Origin of the sequence: Streptomyces sp. NPDC086787 (genome assembly GCF_044745865.1) — a bacterium.
GTDB lineage: Bacteria > Actinomycetota > Actinomycetes > Streptomycetales > Streptomycetaceae > Streptomyces.
Genome location: NZ_JBIVBC010000003.1, coordinates 31,868 through 53,009, shown reverse-complemented (window position 1 = coordinate 53,009; position 21,142 = coordinate 31,868). Strand labels below are relative to the sequence as shown.

General features: G+C 71.5%; 19 protein-coding genes and 1 tRNA gene. 5 read left to right on the top strand and 15 right to left on the bottom strand.

Translation table 11 applies throughout. From position 1 onward, the window contains the following. Positions 1-194 precede the first annotated feature (194 nt). Positions 195-279 (top strand) — tRNA-Ser (locus ACIPK3_RS09850). Between the two features lie 108 nt (positions 280-387). On the opposite strand, the gene ACIPK3_RS09845 is transcribed toward ACIPK3_RS09850, so the two are convergent. The 9 genes from ACIPK3_RS09845 to ACIPK3_RS09805 all read right to left on the bottom strand — a co-directional run bounded on the left by ACIPK3_RS09845 (position 388) and on the right by ACIPK3_RS09805 (position 10,238). Next, complete coding sequence (locus tag ACIPK3_RS09845) at positions 388-1,191, bottom strand: HAD family hydrolase (RefSeq protein ID WP_402567957.1); 804 nt, start codon at positions 1,189-1,191, stop codon at positions 388-390. Continuing rightward, a complete protein-coding gene (gene serS, locus ACIPK3_RS09840) occupies positions 1,188-2,465 on the bottom strand; it encodes a serine--tRNA ligase (RefSeq protein ID WP_402567956.1) in 1,278 nt (425 codons plus the stop codon). The genes ACIPK3_RS09845 and serS overlap by 4 nt, the downstream gene beginning before the upstream one ends. A 507-nt stretch (positions 2,466-2,972) precedes the next feature. Continuing rightward, entirely contained in the window at positions 2,973-3,905 is a 933-nt protein-coding gene (pheA, locus tag ACIPK3_RS09835) for a prephenate dehydratase (protein WP_402567954.1), read from the bottom strand. 124 nt (positions 3,906-4,029) lie between these two features. After that, positions 4,030-5,388, bottom strand: a complete 1,359-nt coding sequence (gene efeB / locus ACIPK3_RS09830; RefSeq protein ID WP_402567952.1) for an iron uptake transporter deferrochelatase/peroxidase subunit — start codon at positions 5,386-5,388, stop codon at positions 4,030-4,032. Positions 5,389-5,396: 8 nt separating this feature from the next. Then, positions 5,397-7,349, bottom strand: a complete 1,953-nt coding sequence (locus tag ACIPK3_RS09825) for a copper resistance CopC/CopD family protein (RefSeq protein ID WP_402567951.1) — start codon at positions 7,347-7,349, stop codon at positions 5,397-5,399. Positions 7,350-7,362: 13 nt separating this feature from the next. Continuing rightward, entirely contained in the window at positions 7,363-7,863 is a 501-nt protein-coding gene (locus ACIPK3_RS09820; RefSeq protein WP_402567949.1) for a copper chaperone PCu(A)C, read from the bottom strand. Next, complete coding sequence (locus ACIPK3_RS09815) at positions 7,860-8,516, bottom strand: SCO family protein (protein WP_402567947.1); 657 nt, start codon at positions 8,514-8,516, stop codon at positions 7,860-7,862. The genes ACIPK3_RS09820 and ACIPK3_RS09815 overlap by 4 nt, the downstream gene beginning before the upstream one ends. A 131-nt stretch (positions 8,517-8,647) precedes the next feature. Next, positions 8,648-9,388 (bottom strand): YcnI family protein, encoded by a 741-nt coding sequence (locus ACIPK3_RS09810; RefSeq protein ID WP_402567945.1) that lies wholly within the window; start codon positions 9,386-9,388, stop codon positions 8,648-8,650. 112 nt (positions 9,389-9,500) lie between these two features. After that, positions 9,501-10,238, bottom strand: a complete 738-nt coding sequence (locus ACIPK3_RS09805) for a hypothetical protein (RefSeq protein WP_402567944.1) — start codon at positions 10,236-10,238, stop codon at positions 9,501-9,503. Positions 10,239-10,470: 232 nt separating this feature from the next. Here ACIPK3_RS09805 and ACIPK3_RS09800 point away from each other — a divergent pair, with 232 nt between their 5' ends. Beyond that, the gene (locus ACIPK3_RS09800) at positions 10,471-10,917 is read left to right on the top strand and encodes an ATP-binding protein (RefSeq protein ID WP_402567942.1); all 447 of its coding nucleotides are present in this window, start codon (positions 10,471-10,473) and stop codon (positions 10,915-10,917) included. Between the two features lie 134 nt (positions 10,918-11,051). Beyond that, positions 11,052-11,552, top strand: a complete 501-nt coding sequence (locus tag ACIPK3_RS09795) for a hypothetical protein (RefSeq protein ID WP_402567941.1) — start codon at positions 11,052-11,054, stop codon at positions 11,550-11,552. Between the two features lie 23 nt (positions 11,553-11,575). Here ACIPK3_RS09795 and ACIPK3_RS09790 read toward each other — a convergent pair whose 3' ends face one another. The 3 genes from ACIPK3_RS09790 to ACIPK3_RS09780 form a co-directional block, all read right to left on the bottom strand. Continuing rightward, positions 11,576-12,958 carry a PLP-dependent aminotransferase family protein gene (locus ACIPK3_RS09790; protein WP_402567939.1) on the bottom strand — a complete coding sequence of 461 codons (1,383 nt, stop codon included), beginning with the start codon at positions 12,956-12,958 and terminating at the stop codon, positions 11,576-11,578. Between the two features lie 66 nt (positions 12,959-13,024). Beyond that, positions 13,025-14,482 carry an aminopeptidase P family protein gene (locus ACIPK3_RS09785; RefSeq protein WP_402567937.1) on the bottom strand — a complete coding sequence of 486 codons (1,458 nt, stop codon included), beginning with the start codon at positions 14,480-14,482 and terminating at the stop codon, positions 13,025-13,027. Between the two features lie 155 nt (positions 14,483-14,637). After that, complete coding sequence (locus ACIPK3_RS09780; RefSeq protein ID WP_402567935.1) at positions 14,638-16,170, bottom strand: PP2C family protein-serine/threonine phosphatase; 1,533 nt, start codon at positions 16,168-16,170, stop codon at positions 14,638-14,640. A 579-nt stretch (positions 16,171-16,749) separates the two neighbouring features. On the opposite strand from ACIPK3_RS09780, the gene ACIPK3_RS09775 reads away from it, so the two are divergent. Together ACIPK3_RS09775 and ACIPK3_RS09770 are read left to right on the top strand one after the other, a co-directional pair. Beyond that, positions 16,750-17,418: a bifunctional DNA primase/polymerase gene (locus tag ACIPK3_RS09775; protein ID WP_402567933.1), complete on the top strand. Its 669-nt coding sequence runs from the start codon at positions 16,750-16,752 to the stop codon at positions 17,416-17,418. 56 nt (positions 17,419-17,474) lie between these two features. Beyond that, on the top strand, positions 17,475-18,044 hold the full coding sequence (locus tag ACIPK3_RS09770) for a hypothetical protein (RefSeq protein ID WP_402567931.1): 570 nt from the start codon (positions 17,475-17,477) through the stop codon (positions 18,042-18,044). A 274-nt stretch (positions 18,045-18,318) separates the two neighbouring features. On the opposite strand, the gene ACIPK3_RS09765 is transcribed toward ACIPK3_RS09770, so the two are convergent. From ACIPK3_RS09765 to ACIPK3_RS09755, 3 genes are all read right to left on the bottom strand, one after another. Further along, on the bottom strand, positions 18,319-19,284 hold the full coding sequence (locus ACIPK3_RS09765; protein WP_402567929.1) for a DUF5926 family protein: 966 nt from the start codon (positions 19,282-19,284) through the stop codon (positions 18,319-18,321). A 142-nt stretch (positions 19,285-19,426) separates the two neighbouring features. After that, complete coding sequence (locus ACIPK3_RS09760) at positions 19,427-20,065, bottom strand: ATP-binding protein (protein ID WP_402567927.1); 639 nt, start codon at positions 20,063-20,065, stop codon at positions 19,427-19,429. 165 nt (positions 20,066-20,230) lie between these two features. Then, complete coding sequence (locus ACIPK3_RS09755) at positions 20,231-21,058, bottom strand: glycerophosphodiester phosphodiesterase (RefSeq protein WP_402567925.1); 828 nt, start codon at positions 21,056-21,058, stop codon at positions 20,231-20,233. Between the last annotated feature and the right edge of the window lie 84 nt (positions 21,059-21,142).

Below are 21,142 nucleotides of genomic sequence, written 5' to 3'. Positions count from 1 at the left end.
GGGAGGTTCCCGGCGACACGGTCTGGGAGAGGAGCCGGGCGATGTCGATGCACGACAGTACGGCCGGCTTCCGTCAGGGCAACCCCCGGTGGACTCCGGTGTAGTTACCCCACCGCCGAGTCCGCCCCGCACGGGGTGTGCCCGGGGCGGCCGCTTCGAGCACGCGATGTCGCTCTCGCGTGGGCCGCCCACCCGGAGGATTGGCCGAGTGGTAAGGCACTGGCTTGCTAAGCCATGGTCGGGGTCTTCCCCGCGCACGTTCGAATCGTGCATCCTCCGCGAGACGTTGTCACTGGGACTCGGGCGCTTTCGAACGGCCGGGGCGGGCCGAGTGGGTGCCCCGCAGCACCTCCCAGCGCTGCTCAGCCCCTCAGCCCTCAACGGCTTTCAGCCCAGCAACCGTTCCAGCACCACGGCGATCCCGTCCTCCTCGTTGGAGGACGTCACCTCGTCGGCCACGGCCTTCAGTTCCTCGTGGGCGTTGGCCATGGCGACACTGTGCGCGGCCCAGGCGAACATGGGGATGTCGTTGGGCATGTCGCCGAAGGCGATCGTGTCGGCGGCCTTGAGGCCCAGACGGCGGGCCGCCAGGGAGAGTCCGGTCGCCTTGGACAAGCCGAGGGGCAGCAGCTCCACGATGCCCGCGCCCGCCATGGCGACCGAGACGAAGCCGCCCGCGGACTGCCGGGAGACCTCGGCCAGCTCGTCGTCCGAGAGGGTCGGGTGCTGTATGTAGATCTTGTTCAGCGGGGCCGCCCACAGGTCGGCCACGTCGGTGAACGGGATCGTCGGCAGCTTTCCGGCGAGCGCGTATCCCGGGCCCGCCAGCACCTCGCCGTCCAGGCCGTCGCGGCTCGCCGCCAGGAACAGCGGACCCACCTCGGCCTCGATCTTGGCCAGGGCGAGCCCCGCCAGCTGACGGTCCAGGGTGACGGAGGTCAGCAGCCGGTGCTCGCCGGCGTGATACACCTGCGCGCCCTGGCCGCACACCGCGAGCCCGTGGTAGCCGAGGTCGTCGAGGATGTGCCGGGTCCAGGGGACCGAGCGTCCGGTGACCACGATGTGCGCCGCGCCCGCCGCGGTGGCCGCGGCGAGCGCCTCACGGGTGCGCCCGGAGACCGACTCGCCGGAGCCGAGGAGCGTGCCGTCGAGGTCGGTGGCGATGAGTCCGAAGGGGAAGCCGGCGCTCACTTGGCGACCGGCTCCAGGACCTCGCGGCCGCCCAGGTACGGGCGCAGCACCTCGGGCACCCGCACCGAGCCGTCGGCCTGCTGGTGGTTCTCCAGGATGGCCACGATCGTGCGCGGTACGGCGCACAGCGTGCCGTTCAGCGTCGCCAGCGGGCGGACCTGCTTGCCCTCGCGAACACGGATCGACAGGCGGCGCGACTGGAACTCGGTGCAGTCCGACGTCGACGTCAGCTCGCGGTACTTGCCCTGGGTCGGGATCCACGCCTCGCAGTCGAACTTACGGGAGGCCGAGGAGCCCAGGTCGCCGGTGGCGACGTCGATGACGCGGAACGGCAGCTCCAGCGCGGTCAGCCACTGCTTCTCCCAGTCCAGCAGGCGCTTGTGCTCCGCCTGCGAGTCCTCGGGGGAGACGTAGGAGAACATCTCGACCTTGTCGAACTGGTGGACGCGGAAGATGCCCCGGGTGTCCTTGCCGTGGGAGCCGGCCTCGCGGCGGAAGCAGGGCGAGAAGCCCGCGTAGCGCAGCGGCAGCCGGTCGGCGTCGATGATCTCGTCCATGTGGTACGCGGCAAGCGGCACCTCGGACGTGCCGACCAGGTAGAGGTCGTCCTTGTCGAGGTGGTAGACGTCCTGGCCCGCCTGGCCGAGGAAGCCGGTACCCGCCATCGACTGGGGGCGGACCAGGGCCGGGGTCAGCATGGGCGTGAAGCCGGCCGCGGTCGCCTGGGCGATCGCCGCGTTCACCAGGGCCAGCTCCAGCAGGGCGCCGACGCCGGTGAGGAAGTAGAAGCGCGAGCCGGAGACCTTGGCGCCCCGCTCGACGTCGATCGCGCCGAGCAGCTGGCCGAGCTCCAGGTGATCCCTGGGCTCGAAGCCCTCGGCGGTGAAGTCGCGGATCGTGCCGTGCGTCTCCAGCAGGGCGAAGTCCTCCTCGCCGCCGACGGGCACGTCGGGGTGGATGAGGTTGCCGAGCCTCAGGAGCAGCTCCTGCGTCTCCGTGTCGGCCGCGTCGCGCTCGACGTCGGCGGCCTTGACGTCGGCCTTGAGCTGTTCGGCGCGCCCGAGCAGCTCGGCCTTCTCGTCGGCGGTGGCCTTGGGGATGAGCTTGCCGAGTTGCTTCTGCTCGGCGCGCAGCTCGTCGAAGCGGACGCCGGAGGACCTGCGCCGCTCGTCGGCAGACAGGAGGGCGTCGACGAGCGCGACGTCCTCTCCACGGGCGCGCTGGGACGCGCGCACACGGTCGGGGTCCTCACGGAGCAGGCGAAGGTCAATCACGTGCTCAAGGCTACCGGTGCGGGGTCGCCGCCTTCGAATCACTATTCGCGCCCGGCGCTCAGCGCCGCATACATGCCGCTCCGCGACAATTTCCGCGTGTGTCAATAAAAATCGTCCCACTCCCTGGTACGGGGCATACTGCGGACGCCGGGTTGACTCTATTTCCTTGCGGGGAAGGGGACTTGACGGAGCGGCTTGTCCACAGCGATCGCCCTCTCCGGAGAGTTATCCACAGGCTGTGCGGAAGGTCTGTGGATTCCGGAATTGATCACTCCGCACCTTGGTGCTCGGAGAGTGAATTCCCGGGGCAAACCCCCCTTATCCCCACTTTCGAGTGGAAAGGGGTCGCTCTAAAGGGTTGACCAAGGGGGAAGGGTGGACGAAGCGGGGCGCGTGGGGCGGGAGGCCGAGTCGCGGATTGTGGGGTGATTTGTCGACTGAGTGGTACTTCGGTGTCGACTTGTCCCCAGATCGAGAAGCCCACCTGTGGATAAAGCCTGTGGATATCTAGTGACGTCCGTCCTGGCACCGGGCGACCCAGTCCGCCGCCGACACGAACTCGTGGTCGGACGTACCCGGCAGCAGGGCCCTCGCCCCGTCCGGCTGGACATCGGCCCGGGGGTACGAGCCGAGGAACCGCACCTGGAGACAGAGCCGCTTCAGCCCCATCAGTGCCTCGGCCATCCTGCGGTCGGAGATATGGCCCTCGGCATCCACGCAGAAGCAGTAGTTTCCGATACCCGCCCCGGTCGGCCGGGACTGGAGCAGCATCAGGTTGATGCCCCGGCTGGCGAATTCGCCGAGCAGGTCACGCAGGGCGCCCGGGTGGTCGTCGCGCTGCCACAGCACGACGGAGGTCTTGTCCGCGCCGGTCGGCGCCGCGGGCCGGGCGGGCCTGCCCACCAGCACAAAGCGGGTCTGCGCGTTCTCCGCGTCATGGATCCCGGTTTCCAGTGGCACCAGGCCGTACCGGGCGGCCGCGAACTCACCGGCGAAGGCGGCGTCGTACCGGCCCTCCTGGACCAGCCGGGCACCGTCCGCGTTGGAGGCGGCCGACTCCCAGTCGGCGTTCGGGAGGTTCGCCCTCAGCCAGTTGCGGACCTGCGGCTGTGCCGCCGGATGGGCGGTGACCGTCTTGATGTCGGACAGTTGGGTGCCGGGACGGACCAGCAGCGCGAAGGTGATCGACAGCAGCACTTCGCGGTAGATCATCAGTGGCGCGCCCGCGACCAGTTCGTCGAGGGTGGTGGTGATGCCGCCCTCGACCGAGTTCTCGATCGGCACGAACGCTGCCTCGGCCTCACCGGCGCGCACCGCGTCCAGCGCGGACTGCACCGAGACGTACGGCATCAGCTCACGGGTCGCCGCCTCCGGAAGCGTGCGCAGGGCGACTTCGGTGAATGTTCCCTCGGGACCGAGATACGCGTAGCAGGCAGGCATGTCCTCACCCTAGTGGCCCCGGGGAAAACCGGCCGAGGTGTCTCATGGCGACCCCTCCCGGGGGTGAGTCCGGAACTCTCCCGGGGTGAGTCCGGAGCTGTCCCGGGGATGGGTGCGGCCGCCGTCAGCCCTCCAGCAGCCGCTGCCCCACGTACTCTCCGCGCGCCGCCCCGCCCGGCACCGCGAACAGTCCGCTGGCCTCGTGCCGGATGTACTGCGACAGCGCGTCCCCCCGGTCGAGTTTGCGCTGCACCGGTACGAAGCCGCGCAGCGGATCCGCCTGCCAGCAGATGAAGAGGAGCCCCGCGTCGGGCGTCCCGTCGGCGCCGAAGCCGTCGTGGTAGGAGAACGGGCGCCGAAGCATCGCCGAGCCCCCGTTCTGGTCGGGCCGAGTGATGCGGGCGTGCGCGTTGACCGGGACGATGTAGTCGCCCTGCGCGTCGGCCTTCTCCAGGTCCATCGCGGTGGTCTCGGTGCCCCCGGACAGCGGCGCCCCGTCGGACTTGCGCCGCCCGATGACCTGCTCCTGGGCCCTGACCGACAGGTTCTCCCAGTCGTCCAGGAGCATCCGGATCCGGCGTACGACGGCGTAGGAGCCGTTGGCCATCCAGGCCGGGCCCTTGGAACCGTCGGCCGGGACGAAGATCCGCTTGTCGAAGTCGGGCTCGGCCGGCTTCGGATTCCGGGTGCCGTCGAGCTGGCCCATGAGGTTGCGGGCGGTCATGGGGTGGGTGGTGGCCCCCGGGGAGCGGTTGAAGCCGTTCATCTGCCAGCGGACCCGGGCTGCCGAGCCCGCGTCCTTCTGGATCGCGCGCAGGGCGTGAAAGGCGACCAGGGCGTCATCGGCGCCTATCTGCACCCACAGGTCGCCGTTGCTGCGCGCCTTGTCGAGACGGTCGGAGGAGAAGTCGGGCAGCGGGTCCAGGGAGGCCGGGCGCTGCTTCACCAGGCCGGTCCTGTCGAAGAAGCTGTGCCCGAATCCGAAGGTGATCGTCAGCGACGACGGGCCGGCATCCCGGGCCACATCCGTGTCGCCGTGCGCGGCCGCTTCGCCCGCCATCAGCCGCTCTGCCGTCGTCGACCAGCGGCGCAGCAGCGCGGCCGCCTCCTTGCGGCCCGCGCCGGGCGCGAGGTCGAAGGCGACGAGGTGTCCGCGGGCCTGCAGCCCCTCGGTGATGCCGGGCTGATGTTTCCCGTGAAACATCGCCCGGGTGGAGCCCAGCGAAGCGAGCGGGGTGGCCTGGGCGGGCGCGGCCGCGTGTCCCGCGGCCGCACCGGCGGCGCCGAGCACGATTCCGGTCGCCCCGGCGGTGCCGAGCAGCTTCCGCCGTGAGACGCCCTGCCCACCCTGCTGACCTTGGCCGCCCTGCTCGGTCCGCCCGCTCTGCTCGGACTCGGTCTGCCCGGAGGGCTCGCAGGACGGGGAGTGCCCGGCGTCGGTCTGGCCGGGGACGGTCGCCTCGGTGGCGGACTGGTCGGTCATGGTGCGGTTCAGCCGATCTGGGCGTTCTTGGAGACGGTCGCCTGGTCGATGTCGGAGGTCCGCACGGTGACGGCGATCGTCCACTCGCCGGCCATGGGGATCTGCACGTCGGACGCGGCCCAGTGGCCGGTGGAGACGTGGTCGGGGGTCACGGGAAGCGGCCCGATCTTCTTGGCATCGAGGGTGAGAGCGACCTTCACCTCGGGGATGTCGAAGGCGCGGCCGTTGGGCCGCTGGACGGAGACGCGCAGTGCGTTGCCGCCCACGCGCGCGGGGTCGACGTCGAGGCGTACGACGCCCTTGCCGTCCGTGCCGCCCGTGTCGAACGACATGTCCAGTGTCAGGGCACCGGCGGACGAGGACGACGAGGAGGACGACGAAGAAGAGGAGGACGACGCCGAGGAGGCGGCCTTGGCCTCTTCTTCGGTGCGGCCCGGTTCGGTCTGGGTCAGCAGGGTGGCGACGGCGAGCAGAACGACCGCCACGCCCGCCTCCGCGAGCACCGAGCGGCGCAGGCCGAAGCGCTGGGGGTCGGCGTCGCGCAGCCGCTTCTGCCGGGCCGTGTCCATGGCGGCCCGCTGCCGGGACAGCTGCGCGGCACGCTTGGAGTCCCCGGCCGCGGCGGGAGCGGTGACGTGTGCCTTGGCGGACACCCGCACCTCGGCCTGCTCCGGCACCTCGACCTGCTCCGGGGCAATGGCCGCGGTGTCCGTGGTGGCCGCGGTGTCAGCCAGTCGGGCCGTCCAGCGCCGGGAGAACCACGCGAGGATGACGAGCAGCAGGACCAGCCCGATCTTGACGAGCAGGAGCTGTCCGTAGCGGGTGCCGGTGAACGCGGTCCAGGAGCCGAGCTGGCGCCAGGACTGGTAGACACCGGTGGCGACCAGAGCGATCACGGAGCCGAAGGCGAGCCGGGAGAACCGTCGTACGGCGGCGGACTCGACGGGGGCGTCGGCGGGCGCCCGGTACAGCGCGACGAGGAGGGCGACGAGTCCGCCGAGCCAGACGGCGACTGCCAGCAGATGGATCACGTCGACCGGCATGGCGATGCCCGGCTGGAGCCCGGTGGAGGCGTGCTCGGCCATGGCCCAGCTGGCCGCGAGCCCGGCGGCGACCACGGTCCCGCCGACCGCGAGCCCGAAGGTGAGGTCCCGCTTCTCCTCGTCCTCGCGGTCCTCGCGCTTGTCGTACGCCCCGAAGAGCACGGCGATGAAGAGGGCGGCCGCGGCGAGCAGCAGCAGACGGGAGACCAGGGCGGCGCCGGTCTTGGTCTGGAGCGCCGTACCGAGCAGGTCCAGGTCGAGGATGTCGCCGACGGCGCCCGAGGTGGTGTACGAGCCGCGCAGGAGCAGCAGCCAGAGGGTGGCCGTGGTCAGGGTGAGCCAGCCGCCGACGACGAGCCGCTGCACGGCCCGCACTCCGGAGCCGCGCTGCCAGCAGGCGAGTACGAAGGCGGCGCCGCCGACCAGCACGGTGAACCCGGCGTACGACGCGTACCGTCCGAGCCCGTAGAGCCAGCCCACGACTCCGCCCCCGGCGGACTGCCCGGAGACAGAGACGGTGGTCAGGGAGGGGGCGCCGACGGAGAAGGTGTAGGCACCGGCGACGGGGTGGCTGTCCGCGGAGACGACCTGGTAGGCGACGGTGTACGTGCCGTCGCGCAGGCCGCTCTTCAGCTGTACCGCGTAGGTGGTGCCGCTGATGTTGGACGGCTTGCCGACGTCGACCCGCTTGCCCGTGGGGTCGAGGACGCGCAGTGAGTCGCCGTTCATCGCGACCTGCTCGGAGAAGGTGAGCGACACCTGGTCGGGGGCCTTGTCGACCACCACCCCCTGCGCGGGGTCGCTGCCGGTCAGCGCGGCGTGCGCGGAGGCCGGTCCGGCGCCGGCCAGCAGCGCGCCGGTGACGGCGAGGAGCAGCAGCAACAGGGTTCGCAGGCGGGGGGCGGTGGTCCGCGTCAAGGTGGTCCCTCCCTCAGTGTCCGGTCGAATGTCCGGTCGAATGGCCGGCCGACGGGTCGGTCATCGGATCGGTCGACGGGTTGTACGTGGCGGACTTCACCGGCATCTCGACGGTGACGGTTCCCGATTCGGCGAACTTCAGCCTGAGGGTGATCGTGTCGCCCTGCTTCGGCTGGTGCTTCAGGTTCTCGAACATCAGATGGTTGCCACCGCTCTTGAACACGAGCCGGCCGTGGGCGGGCACGGGGAAGGAGGAAACCTCCCGCATGGCTCCGCCGGCTGTTTCGTGCAGGGTGACCTGGCCCGCGGCATCGCTGGTGACCGAGGTGAGCTCGTCCTTGGTGCCGCTGTCGTTCGTTATGGTCAGGAACCCGGCCGCCATCTCCGCCGAGACGGGCTGGGGCATGTAGGAGGCACCGACCGCGAGCTCGGGCTTGCCGTCCCCGGAGCCGCCGCAGCCCGCGAGGGCGAGCGCACCGGCCAGCGCGGCGGCGGTGAGAGCGTGACGCCTCACGGTGTCGCCCCCTTGATGATCTTCGGCAGGTCCTTGGTGTAGTCCTCGACCTTGGTGTCCTCGTCGTAGAGGAGGTAGCCGCCGTCGGTCTTCGGGGAGAAGGCGACGACCTCGGTGCCGTGGACGGAGACGAGCTTCCCGTTCTTCTTGTCCTTCTTCGTCGGCTCGATGGAGATGCCGACGGACCGCGCGGCGGCCTGGATGGTGGAGAAGTCGCCGGTCAGGCCGATGAACTCGGGGTCGATGCCGTTCAGCCACTTGCCGAGTTCCGCGGAGGTGTCGCGGTCCGGGTCGGTGGTGACGAAGACGACCCGCAGTTTGGCCTGTTCGGCCTTGGACAGGGCCTTCTTGGCGACCGCGATGTTGCTCATGGTCAGCGGGCAGATGTCGGGGCAGTGCGTGTAGCCGAAGTAGAGCAGGGTCGGACGGCCCTTGGTCTGCTCGCGGAGGTCGTACTTCTTGCCGTGCGTGTCGGTCAGGACCAGGTTCGGCTTGGTGAACGGCTGGTCGAGGATGGTCGCGGCCTTCGCCGGTCCGGACTCCTCGCCGACCACGGAGACGGGTGACTTGCTGTCGTCACCGCCGCCGCACGCGGTGAGGGCCAGGGAGGCGGCGGCGAGCAGCGCGGCCGCGGTGAACGTCTTCTTGCGCATAGAGAAATGTCCCAGATGTGAGAGCTCCGGCGCGCACCGGGGGTCGTACGCAAGAGTCGCACGACCCCGGATGCGCGGTGCGGGCCAGGCCCTGTCGTCGGAGAGGGAGGCGACGACGGGGCTCGGGAGTGTCAGGCCGTGGGGCGCCTGCGCTGGGCGAACACGCCGTACGCGACACCCGCCACACCGGCCACGATGCCCACCACGCCGAGCACGCGTGCGGTGGTGTCCGAGGAGTCGGCGGCGGCCTCGGACTTGGTGCCCATGCCGTCCTTGTGGCCCTTGTCGTCCTTGGCGTCGTCGGCGGCGGCGGAGCCGTGCCCGTGGCCGTCGGCCGCGGCGGCGGACAGCACCAGGACGGGCGCCGGGTTCTCGGGCTCCTCCCCGCCCTCCTGCGGCACCTCGATCCAGCGGACGACCTCCTTGTTGTCGTACGTCTGGATCGCCTTGAAGACGAGCTGGTCGGTGTCCTCGGGCAGGGCGCCGACGGAGAGCGGGAACTTCTGGAAGGAGCCCGGCTCGATGCCCTTGCCGGCGGCGGTCCAGGTGACCTTGGTGACGGCCTCGGAGATCTTCTTGCCGTGCATCTCCAGCGGCTTGGCCAGCTGGGACTTGGTGACCTGTACGTTCCAGCCGTTGATCGGCTGCGTCATCACGGAGGCCAGCGGGTGGTCGGCGGGGAAGCTGACCTCGAGCTTGGTGGTCGAGGCGTTGTCCCGCTCGTTGGGGACCTTGAAGTCGATGACCGCGTAACCGCCCTTGGCGGCCGTGCCCTCGGGCTGCACGGAGACGTGCGCGAAGGCGGGGGCGGAGACGGCGAGGACGGCCGTGCCCGCGACGGCAGCGGCGGCGGCGATACGAGAAGCCTTCATGGCAGGAAGCACTCCACTCAAGGTGAATACCGGTCGAATCCGGCAAAACCAGCAGAAACCGGTGAAATTCAGCGAAAGAACAGCGAGAACGGTGAAAGACGGTGAGGAACCGTCAGAAGGTGGCGAGGGAGAGGGCCGCGACGGGCGGGCCGCGCCGGATCACCGTGTGCTGGAGTGCGGTGGTGCGTGGTGCGGGCGGCTCGGCCCGGTCGGTACGCGGCTGCCGTGGGCCGCCCTCGGGTGCGTCCGGAAGCCCGGCGCACAGCGTGCGCACCAGGGCGAGCGCCCCGCGCAGTGCACGCACGAGCGCTCCCTCGGCGACTCCATGCGCCGACAGTTCGACGAGCCGCAGTACGGCCCGGTCGCCGCGGCGCATCAGCCAGCCGACGGCGGCCGCCGACAGGACGTGGGCGAGCAGCATCGGCAGGGACGGCAGCAGTGACGCCGGGGAGCCGGCGGCGTCCCCCGCGTGCTGCATGCCGCTCATCCCGGTCATCCCGGTCATCCCGGCCATGGAGTGCGTCGACCCCGTGGAGCCCGTCCCGCTCATGTCCATGGATCCGGCGGGCATGCCCTGCCGGCTCAGCCCGAACAGGGTGTGCAGCACGGTCTGGCCGAGGGCCAGCAGCGCAGCGATGCCGGGCAGTGAGCGCTCGCGGCCCGCGAGCGGTGCCACCAGCGCGAGGGAGCCGAGGAATCCCGCGCCCAGCGTCCACAGTGGGACGGTGCCGCAGGAGGCCAGGGTGTGCCCGGCCGCGGCCAGCACGACGCAGACCGCGGCGAACACCGCGGCCCGCAGGATCCGGAGCCGGTCTCCGGAGCGCGCTGTGCGGACATGGGGGGCAGTCATGGCGCGCTCATCATCGCACTGGGGCCGCCCCGGGCCGACAGCAGGTCCGCAACATTCCGTTTCGGTGCGTACAACCGGAGGATTCAGTATGTACCGAACTGTCCGCCCATACACCTATTCCCACCGGCGTACATCGGCCGTATGGGCGGGGTCACGAAGACAGGGTGCTTACACATGGGGGTGGGCGGCAATACGTAACGGTATGTCGAGCCGCGGCCAGGAGGCTGGAGACATGAGCATCTGGTGGTCACTCCATCTGCGGCGCGATGCCGCGAGCGTTCCGCTCGCGCGGCGTCTGCTGCTCGGCACGATGGAGACCGCGGGCGTCGATCCCGACGTCTGCTACGACCTGTCGGTCGCCCTGAGCGAGGCCTGCGCGAACGCCGTCGAGCACGGCGGGGACGCGGCGCACGTGGGCGGGTCGGAGGCGTACCGGGTGACCGCCTATCTGGACGGCGAGAAGTGCCGTATCGAAGTGGCCGACTCCGGACCGGGCTTCGCCCGTGCCCAGGGCACCCGGCTGCCCCGCGCGGACGCCGAGCACGGCCGTGGGCTGTGCCTGATCCGGGAACTCGCCGACCACGTCCACATCGGCGCCAAACCGGGCCGGGCCGGGACGGTGGTGAGCTTCGACAAGATGCTCAAGTGGCGCGACGACGCCCCCCTGATGGCGGTGTAGCCGCGCTCACCCCGATGGGTGTGCCGGGTCGCCGCGGCGTCCCGGTCACCGGAAGCTGACCTGGGCGGTGTCTCGGGTGACGCGAGGTCACCCGACCGCCTCACAGCTTCCCTAGGAGACGCATCGTGCGACCCATGCGACGTCTGGGCCCGGTCGTGGTCACCGGCCTGGCTGCCACACTTCTCTGCGCTTCGCAGGTCTCGGCGGCGGCGGCCGGCTCCCGGCCTGGCGGTGGCGGTGGCGGTGGCGGCAAGGAGGAGACCATCCTTCTGACGGCCAGACCCACGCAGTCCACCTTCATCGATGTACCCCCTCCCGGGACCAGCCAGGGCGACGAACTCGTCATCACCGGGGACCTTCTCCAGTCCGGCACCACGGTGGGCCACTTCAACGAGGTCTGCGTCATCACCCGCGCCGGCGACGACGACAGCGACCTGCAGTGCCAGGTCACCCTCACGCTGCCCAAGGGGCAGGTCACCGTGCAGGGCGTCTTCGAGATCACCGGCTCGGGGCCGGGCGACATCGCCCTGGCGGTCACCGGAGGCACCGGTGAGTACGAGACGGCACGGGGCTCCGTCCACGCCGTCAGCACCAGCCCCGACGAGACCCGGCTGACCCTCCACCTCGTCCGCTGACCCGCGCCGGGGCGTGCCCGCGATCAGCCTGGGCCCGCCCCGTTCAGCACCTTCGCCAAGGTCTCCAGCGTCTCCGGATACAGCCGCTCGCGCGGTGTGCCGTACCCCACGACCAGCCCCTGGGGCCGCTGTTCGCCGACCGGGCCGGGCGTGTGCCAGTGATCGCCGAGGCGTCCGAGGGCGAGCCCCGCGGCCTCCGCGCGGGCGCACACCTCCGCCTCGTCGGCGACCTCCACCAGGGCGTGCAGTCCGGCCGCGCCCGCGTGCACCCGCCCGTGGCCCAGCCGGTCCAGGAGCTGGTCCCGGCGCCGCCGGTAGCGCAGCCGGCACGCGCGCACATGCCGGTCGTACGCCTGGCTGCCGATGAGTTCGGCGAGTGCCAGCTGGCCGATCGACTCGGTGTGGTGGTCGCTGTGCAGCTTCGCGTCGGCGACGGTGTCGACCAGCCTGGGCGGCAGCACCATCCAGCCCAGCCGCAGCGCGGGCCCGAGGGTCGTGGAGGCCGTGCCCAGATACGCCACCTGGCCCGGCGCCATGCCCTGGAGGGAGCCGACGGGCTGCCGGTCGTAGCGGAACTCCCCGTCGTAGTCGTCCTCGATGATCAGACCCTCGCGCTCACGTGCCCAGTCGACGAGCGCCCGCCGCCGCTCCGGGCGCAGGGTCACGCCGGTCGGGTACTGGTGGGCGGGAGTCACCACCACGGCGTCCGCGTCGCCCAACCCCTCGGCGCGGGCCCCCCGTTCGTCGACCGGCATCGGCAGCACCCGCCCGCCGTTGCGCCGTACCACCTCCCGGTGGAAGGGCGGCCCGGGGTCCTCCATGGCGACCGCGGCGCCGCCCAGCACCCGGGTGAGCAGCGCGAGGCCCTGCACGTAACCGGAGGTGATCACGATCCGCTCGGGCGGCGCGATCACCCCGCGGGCCTGTCCCAGATGGGCCGAGAGCGCGGTGCGCAGTTCGATGCGGCCGCGCGGGTCGCCGTGGTCGTACGTGGGCGCGGGCGCCGTCGCGATGGCCCGGCGCAGCGCCCGCAGCCAGGCGGCCGCCGGGAACGCGCCGCCGTCGGGGCTGCCGGGCCGCAGGTCGAAACGGGGCGCCCGCGTGCCCGTCACCGCCTCCGGCGGGCCGGCGTCCACGGGGGGCAGCGCGGCCACCCGGGTGCCCGAGCCCTGCCGTGCCGTCAGATACCCCTCGGCGACGAGCTGGTCGTACGCCCTCTTGGTGGTCCCCCGGGACATCCCGAGCTCGGAGGCGAGACGTCTGGTCGGCGGCAGCAGGGTGCCGGGCGTCAGACGCCCGTCGCGTACGGCGTCGCGCAGCGCCCGGGTCAGTCCGGCCCGGGGTCCGCCCGGCGCGTCGGGTTCGAGGTGCAGCCCGTCACCGACACCGGACCAGAAGTCGTCCATCAGAAGCCTCCCCCTGGGCATGCGAATGGCCGGGCACCGCGGGGGTGCCCGGCCATCAGTGTGACGTCAGCGCTTGAGCGACGCCATCCACTCCTCGACTTCGCCGGACCGCCGGGGCAGTCCGGCCGAGAGGTTCCGGTTGCCGTCCTCGGTGACGAGGATGTCGTCCTCGATCCGGACGCCGATGCCCCGGTACTCCTCGGGCACGGTCAGGTCGTCGGCCTGGAAGTACAGACCGGGCTCGACGGTGAGCACCATGCCGGCCTCCAGCACGCCCTCCACGTACGTCTCCGTGCGGGCGGCCGCGCAGTCGTGGACGTCCATGCCGAGCATGTGGCCGGTGCCGTGCAGGGTCCAGCGGCGCTGGAGGCCGAGCTCCAGGACGCGCTCGACCGGGCCCTCGACCAGGCCCCACTCGACGAGCTTCGCGGCGAGCACCCGCTGGGCGGCGTCGTGGAAGTCCCGGTACTTGGCGCCCGGCTGCACGGCCGCGATGCCGGCCTCCTGGGCCTCGTACACGGCGTCGTAGATCTTCCGCTGGATCTCGCTGTACGTGCCGTTGACGGGCAGCGTGCGCGTGACGTCCGCGGTGTAGAGGGTGTGGGTCTCCACGCCCGCGTCCAGCAGGAGCAGGTCGCCGGAGCGGACCGGGCCGTCGTTGCGGACCCAGTGCAGGGTGCAGGCGTGCGGGCCGGACGCGCAGATGGAGCCGTAGCCGATGTCGTTGCCCTCCACGCGCGCGCGGAGGAAGAAGGTGCCCTCGATGTAGCGCTCGGAGGTCGCCTCCGCCTTGTCGAGGACCTTCACCACGTCCTCGAAGCCGCGCACGGTCGAGTCGACGGCCTTCTGCAGCTCGCCGATCTCGAAGTCGTCCTTGATCAGCCGGGCCTCGGAGAGGAAGACGCGCAGCTCCTCGTCGCGCTCGGCGGTGACCTTGTCGGTGAGGGCCGCCTCGATGCCGGCGTCGTGCCCGCGGACCACGCGGACCGGGCCGGTGGCCTCCTTCAGCTGCTCGGCGAGCTCACGCACGTCGGCGGCGGGGATGCCGTACAGCGCCTCGGACTCGGTGAGGGAGTGGCGGCGGCCGACCCACAGCTCGCCCTGGCCGGAGAGCCAGAACTCGCCGTTCTCCCGGTCGGAGCGGGGCAGCAGGTAGATCGTCTCCTGGTGGCCGTCCGCGGTGGGCTCCAGGACGAGGACGCCGTCCTCGGTCTGGTTGCCGGTGAGGTAGGCGTACTCGACGGAGGCGCGGAAGGGGTACTCGGTGTCGTTCGACCGGGTCTTCAGGTTGCCCGCGGGGACCACGAGGCGCTCGCCCGGGAAGCGCGCGGAGAGCGCAGCGCGGCGTCGGGCGGTCTCGGCGGCCTGCGGGACCGGCTCCAGGCCGCGCAGCTCGGTGTCCGCCCAGCCGGACTTCATGTTCTCGGCGAGCTCGTCGGAGACGCCCGGGTACAGGCCGTTCTTCCGCTGTTCGATGGGCTCCTCGGACTCTTCCGGGGTCTCCGGGTTGAGTTCGTCGGACACGTGATCCTCCTCGGTACGGCTTTGATCTCCCCCGGGGCCCGCGTGGCTCGGCCATGCCCGAGCAGGGGACCTCCATCATCGTACGGTCGTATGGAATGCGGTCCGGGGTGGGAAGACCTGTTATGCCCGGTCATGCCATGCGGCAGGGGGCCTCCTCAGTCGAAGCGCGCCGCCAGCAGGACCACGTCCTCGTGGCTGTCCGCCGTGTCCAGGCCGTCCGGCAGGACGGTGCGCAGCACATGGTCGGCGACGGCCCCGGGATCATGGCGCAGGGCGCGCGGCACGCTCGCGGCCGCCGCGTGCAGCCGGGCGAAGGCACGGTCCGTGGGGTCGCCGGTACGGTGCAGCAGCCCGTCGGTGTAGAGGAGAACCGTCTCTCCGGCTTCGGCCTGGATCTCCGCGCTGGGCGCCTCCCAGCAGGCGAGCATGCCGAGCGGCGCGGACACCGACGTCTCCGCGAACTCGGTGCGGTGCTCACCGATCAGCAGCGGCGGACTGTGCCCGGCACCGGCCAGGGTGATCTTGCGCAGCGCGGGCTCGCAGTAGGCGAACAGGGCGGTGGCGGTGCGGGCCGGTTCGGTGAGCCGCAGCAGCAGCTCCAGGTCGGACAGCACGGCGACCGGGTCCTCGCCCTCCATCACCGCGTACGCCCGCAGGGACGCGCGCAGCCTGCCCATGGCGGCGATCGCGCCGGGCCCGGACCCGGTCACCGAGCCGACCGCGAGGCCGAGGGCCGCGTCGGGCAGCGGCAGGGCGTCGTACCAGTCGCCGCCGCCCCGTGGGCCGGTGCGGTGCCGGGCGGCGAGCTCGACGCCGGCCACCCGGGGCAGCCGGGAGGGGAGCAGTTCCTCGGCGAGGGCGGTCATGCGGGCGCGGGTGCGCTCGACCTCCACCAGGCGGGCCAGGTGCTCGGTGGCGTGACGGACGTACAGCCCGGCGAGGTGCCGGCGGCGCTCGTCCGGTTCGGCGGGCTCGTCGTACAGCCATACGGCGGCACCGAGGCGGCCGGCGGACTCGGTGCACAGGAGAAGGGAGTAGCTGGCGGCGTAGCCGAGGCGGGCGGCCACTTCGCGGTGGCGGGGGTCGAGGCCGTCCTCGGTGAACAGGTCGCGGTGCACGAGTTCGCCGTCGGCGGTACCGGCGGCTCGTGCGGAGGGGGTGTCGTAGGAGCCGTACGAGTCCTGGGAGCCGTGCGACTCCGCGTCACCGGAGTCGGAGCCGTACGAGCCGTACGAGTCGTACGGGCCGGGTCTTTTGGAGGAGCCGGGTCTGTCGCGCCTGACGTAGGGGCCGTACGCCAGGGCACCGCGTGGCACGGTCTCCAGATGGCCGAGGTCGGCGCGGCCGAGCCCCAGGCCGACGGTGTGCGTGGGGCCGAGGCCGTCGGCCGGTTCCAGTACGACGAGACCGCGCCGGGCACCCACGAGGGCGGCGCCGGCGCGCAGCAGTTCCTGGAGCGCTTCGTCGAGTGCGTCCGTACGGGCCAGGCGTTCGGTGAGTTCGTGGAGCGTCGTGAGATCCGAGACCCAGCCGGCCAGCCGGTCCTGGAGCAGGGCTCCCGGTGCAGGGGGGTGGGGAGCCGGGACGGCGGTGCCGCCCGGGGCGCCGGATGCGGGTGCGACAGTGTGTGCGGGTGGGGGAAGCGTTGAATCGATTCCGGCCACTTTCGATGGGTGAGGGGCGTTCATGGTGTCCGGCTTTCAGACCGGTGCGTATTGCTCAAAAGCATCGCAAACCCCCATGTCATTCTGCGCCGCTAGCGGTGTCTCCACATGTACACGCACTCGTGAGGGGATGTCCAGCATTGTCCTGCTGAGATTGCTGGTGTCCATGGGCCTCGCGTGCGTTTCTTCCTGACCTCTTGCGTTACTGAGAAGTTGGCCTAAAACTGCCTCGGGGACGGGTTCATTGCGGTCGACTGGGTTTGCTCCACAGAGCGTCACGACGGTCGAGATGGGTACGTACTCGGAGAAGGCCAGGGGTGGTTGGGAACCACCCGGAACCTGGCGACGGACCCGGGCGTCTTAACCACCGACGACCGTGCCCCATCCTCCCGTGGCGGAGGCGGAGAGAAATACGCGGAACGGCAAAACGCCAGACTTCGCCACCCCCGCACAGCGACCGTGCTTTTGATGGGCTTTTTGGGGTTCCCCCTGCTCCGAGCGGGGGTGTGATGCGCCAACAGGTACGCACAGTGAAGTGATCGACACATGATGTGATGTGGTCCACGGTGTTGCCAGCGGTGCAACGGAAAGGAACGAGCGCTCATGCGCGAGATCCTCGGAAGGCGACGCAGGCTCCTGTCCAGGGGGAACGACCGGAGGCGGCCTGACATGCTCGGCGCGGCCCTGACCTTCGCGACCCGGTGGCAGTGGCCCGTACTCCCCGGTGTGGCTCCGGACCCGCGGGGGCGGTCCCACTGCTCCTGCCCCGACCCCGAGTGCACGGTGCCCGGCGCGCACCCCTTCGACCCCGGGCTGCTCGCGGCCACCACCGACGAGCGCATGGTTCGCTGGTGGTGGACCAACCGGCCGGGTGCGCCGGTCGTCCTCGCCACCGGCGGCCCGGCTCCCTGCGCGGTCACCCTGCCGGCCCTCGCGGCCGCCCGTGCCCTCGACACCCTCGACCGTGCGGGCCTGCGCGTCGGCCCGGTGATCGCCGCGCCGACGCGCTGGGCGCTGCTCGTCAAGCCGTACTCGATGGAGCAGTTGGGCGAACTCCTCTACGCGAAGGACTTCGTCCCCGGCTCCCTCCGCTTCCACGGCGAGGGCGGCTATGTCACCCTGCCCCCGTCCGAGACCGGTCAGGGTGCCGTCCGCTGGGAGCGCGCCCCGCTGCCCGGTTCGGCCTCGCCCTGGGTGCCGGACGTGGAGGCCGTGGTGGACGCGGCGGTCGATGCCCTCACTCGTACGGGTGTGAGCGCGCCCGAGTTGTAGGGGTGTCGGGCGCGCGCGGAGCCGTGCGCCCCCGAGATGTCGTTATCGTCCGTTGCATGAACGTTCGTCTGCTCGCTCTCGCGGGTGTCGTGGCAGGGGCGGTGGCGCTGCCGCTGGCCGTGGCGTCCGCGGGGTCGGTGGACGGCTCCGCGCGGTCGGGGTCCGACGACGCGCGTGAGGCCGTACGGGGCGCCGCGCGCGGCGGTACCGCTCCGCGTGGTGACGCGAAGGACCTCGCCGCGACCGGGCAGTCCCCGCGGCTGCTCGGCCTGGGTCTGGCCACCGCCGCCCGCTGCGGGCCCGAACTCTCCTCCCCCGACGGCGTCGAGGCGCAGACCTGTGTCATGACGCAGGGGGACGAGACCTGGGCGCGCACCTACTACCGCAACGCCACCGGCGAGGCGCTGGACTCCTCGCTGAGTCTCATGGGCCCCGGTGGACGCACCGTGCAGACGCGCTGCGCCGCCGACGCGGACGACGAACCGGCCACCTGTGAGACGCCGCGGCGGCATGCGCGGGGGGTGCCCGGTGACTACACGGCCGTCGCCGAGTTCGCGGCGCGGGGCGAGGACGGGCCGCTGCTGCTGCGCTCGGGGAGCAACTCCATTGGTTCCAGCGGCGGTTGACGCATCGCGGGACGGCGGCCGACGGCGGCCGGATCGACCGCGGACACAAAAGACCCGGTTGCTGGCGACGGGGGATGCACCAGCAACCGGGCTATTGGAACGGTAACAAGAGATCGGCCGTTGGCAAATTCGATCTCGGTTATTCGGACACCGATCTGCTTGTTCCGGCCGGGAGTTGTGACGGGAGTCACCCCAGTCGGCTCATGGCGCCGGACGGGGCGTGGCCGCCGCGGCTGAACGGTCGGTCAGCCGCGGCCTCCACCGGACCCGTGCCTCAGCTGAGCGTGACCTGGCGGTTGGTCAGGCCGCCGCGCGCGCGGCGCTCGTCGGCGGTGAGCGGGGTGTCCGAGGCCAGGGCGGTGGCCAGGCGCTCGGCGAACTCGGCGGCCGGCTTCTCCACGTCCTCGGCGGTGACACCGCTCGGCAGGTCCCAGACCGGCACGGTGAGCCCGTGGGCGCGGAAGGAGCCGACCAGACGGGTGCCCTCGCCCAGGTGCGAGCGGCCCGCCGCGTGCAGCCGGGCGAGCGCGTCGAGGAGCTGGTCCTCCGGGTACGGCATGACCCAGCGCAGGTGGTTCTTGTCCGGGGTCTCGCACCAGTACGCGCAGTCCACGCCGGTCAGCTTCACCGTGGGGATGGCCGCGGCGTTGGCCCGCTCCAGCGAGGCGGCGACCTCAGGTGTGGCGTTCTCCGCGTCCGGGACCCAGAACTCGAAGCCGCTGTGCACAACTGGCTCGAACGTGCCTTCCGGGTCGAGCAGGTCCTGGAGGCGGGGGCCGTCGGCCGGGACGCGCCGGGCCTGGACGGGGGTGCCCGGCTCGGCGGTCAGGGCGCGCTGGAGGATGTCGGCCAGGTCGCGGCTGATGTCGCCGGAGGACGTGTCGTTCTGCAGGCCCAGCATGACCGAGCCGTCGTCGCGGCGCAGGGCGGGCCAGGCCATGGGCAGCACAGTGGCGAGCGTGACCGAGGGAACGCCTTCCGGGAGGCCGTCCTTCAGCGTCAGCGCGGTCGTGGCGGCGGGCACCAGCTCGCGCAGCGCGACCCAGTCGCCCTCGCCCGCCAGGCCCTCGAACGGGCGGTGCACCAGCTCGGTCGCAGCGTGCGCGGCGGCCCGGCCGTGGCATGCCTTGTAGCGGCGGCCACTGCCGCAGGGGCAGGGCTCGCGGGCGCCGACGACCGGGATCTCTGCGTCGCTGAGCTGCGGACGCCCGGCCTTCGTCTGGGGTCGCTTCTTGGCCATCGTGGATGTCTCCCGGTTACGGCTCGTCATCGTACGGCGGGAGCCTAGCCGTTCACGCCATGATCGACGGGGACCTGTGGACAACGGGCGGTGGGGGTGCCTCGGGGTGACGGACGATCGGATCGGGTGACGGGCGACCGGATCAGTCGACTTCCTCGAAGGCGTCCGCGAAATCCAGGCCCGGCAGACCCGCGGCCGCGGGTGCGGTGACGCGCGTAGCGAAACCGTCGCAGTGATGCCCTGCATCGGGATCGTGCACATCCTGGTGGACCAGGGCCCACACCGTGACCTCGCCCCGGATCTCGTCCCGTACGCCCCAGTCGTCCGCCAGCGCCGTGATGATGTTCAGCCCCCGGCCGCCGTGCGCGGTGACGGACGGGGTCGCCGGAGCCGGGCGGGTGGGACCGCCGCCGTCCGTCACCTCGACGATGAGCCGCCCGTGCGCGTCCACCCGCCAGGCGGCGAGGACGTCACCGTCGCCGGCCTGCGCGTCGCCCAGGGGGCGTCCGTGTCTGCACGCGTTGCTCAGCAGTTCGGAAAGGATCAGTACGGCATCGTCGATGACCGACTCCGATACGCCGCCCATGCGCAGTTGATCGCGCATGCGGTGTCTCGCTCTCCCCACGCCCGCAGAGCCATGGGGTACGGCCATGCTCGACGACGTGGGCACCTCCTGTGCCACCACCAACGCCACCCCCGAGACCTCCTTTGCCCCACGCCACGGTGTGGATGCCCCAATGGCCTGTACCGGAAACCGGCCAATCAAGGCCCGGCGACGCATTCGCAACTTTCGAACACGGAACGAACGCGCCGGAGCACTCCCTGTAATGGTGTGGCTGGATTTCGTGGGTGTGGCCGAAACGGAGGATGCTGGAGAAGCCGACGGTGGTCAAGGGGCGCGGAAGGGTCCTTGCGGGACTTTGCTCACAGGGGTGTCCGCCCGGGGCTACCGGCCGAGCCGGTGCAGCACCGCGCGCGGGCGGTTGGTGATGATGGCGTCGATGCCCGACTCCACGCACAGGTCGACGTCCTCGGGCTCGTTCACGGTCCACACGTGCACCTGGTGACCGGCCTGCTTCAGCCGCTCGATGTACGCCGGGTGGTTGCGCACGATCCGGATGGAGGGGCCCGCGATCCGGACGCCCGCGGGCAGTCGCCCGTCGCGCAGCCGGGGGGAGACGAACTGCATCAGGGAGACCGTCGGCAGCGTCGGGGCGGCCGCCCGCACGCGGTCCAGCGAGCGGGCCGAGAAGCTCATGATCCGCACCGGGGACTCGGCCGGCGAGGCCGGGGCGTCGAGCCCGAACCGCTTCAGGAGCAGCAGCAGCCGCTCCTCGACCTGTCCGGCCCAGCGGGTGGGGTGCTTGGTCTCGATGGCCAGTTCCACCCGGCGCCCGGAGTCGGCGACCAGTTCCAGGAGCCGTTCCAGGGTGAGCACCGAGGTGTCCTCCCGGTCCTCCGGGCGGTGCACCCAGTCGGGCTCCTCGTCCCGTCCGCGCCGGCCGTCCCGCGCCTTCCAGGCGCCGAAGTCCAGGGCGGCGAGATCGGCCAGCTCCAGGGTGGACACCGCGCCGCGGCCGTTGGAGGTACGGTCGACCCGTCGGTCGTGCACACAGACCAGGTGACCGTCCGCGGTCAGCCGGACGTCGCACTCGAGGGCGTCCGCGCCGTCCTCGATGGCCTTGCGGTATGCGGCGAGGGTGTGCTCGGGGGCGTCCTCGGAGGCCCCTCGGTGGGCGACGACCTGAATGCCGTGCTGTGGTGCGTGGGTCACCGCGTCATGGTGCCACCATGACGGCGAAGGCGTGATGTCAAGGGTGCGTACGTGCGACGGACGGCGGCATGTGTCCGAGTCCGA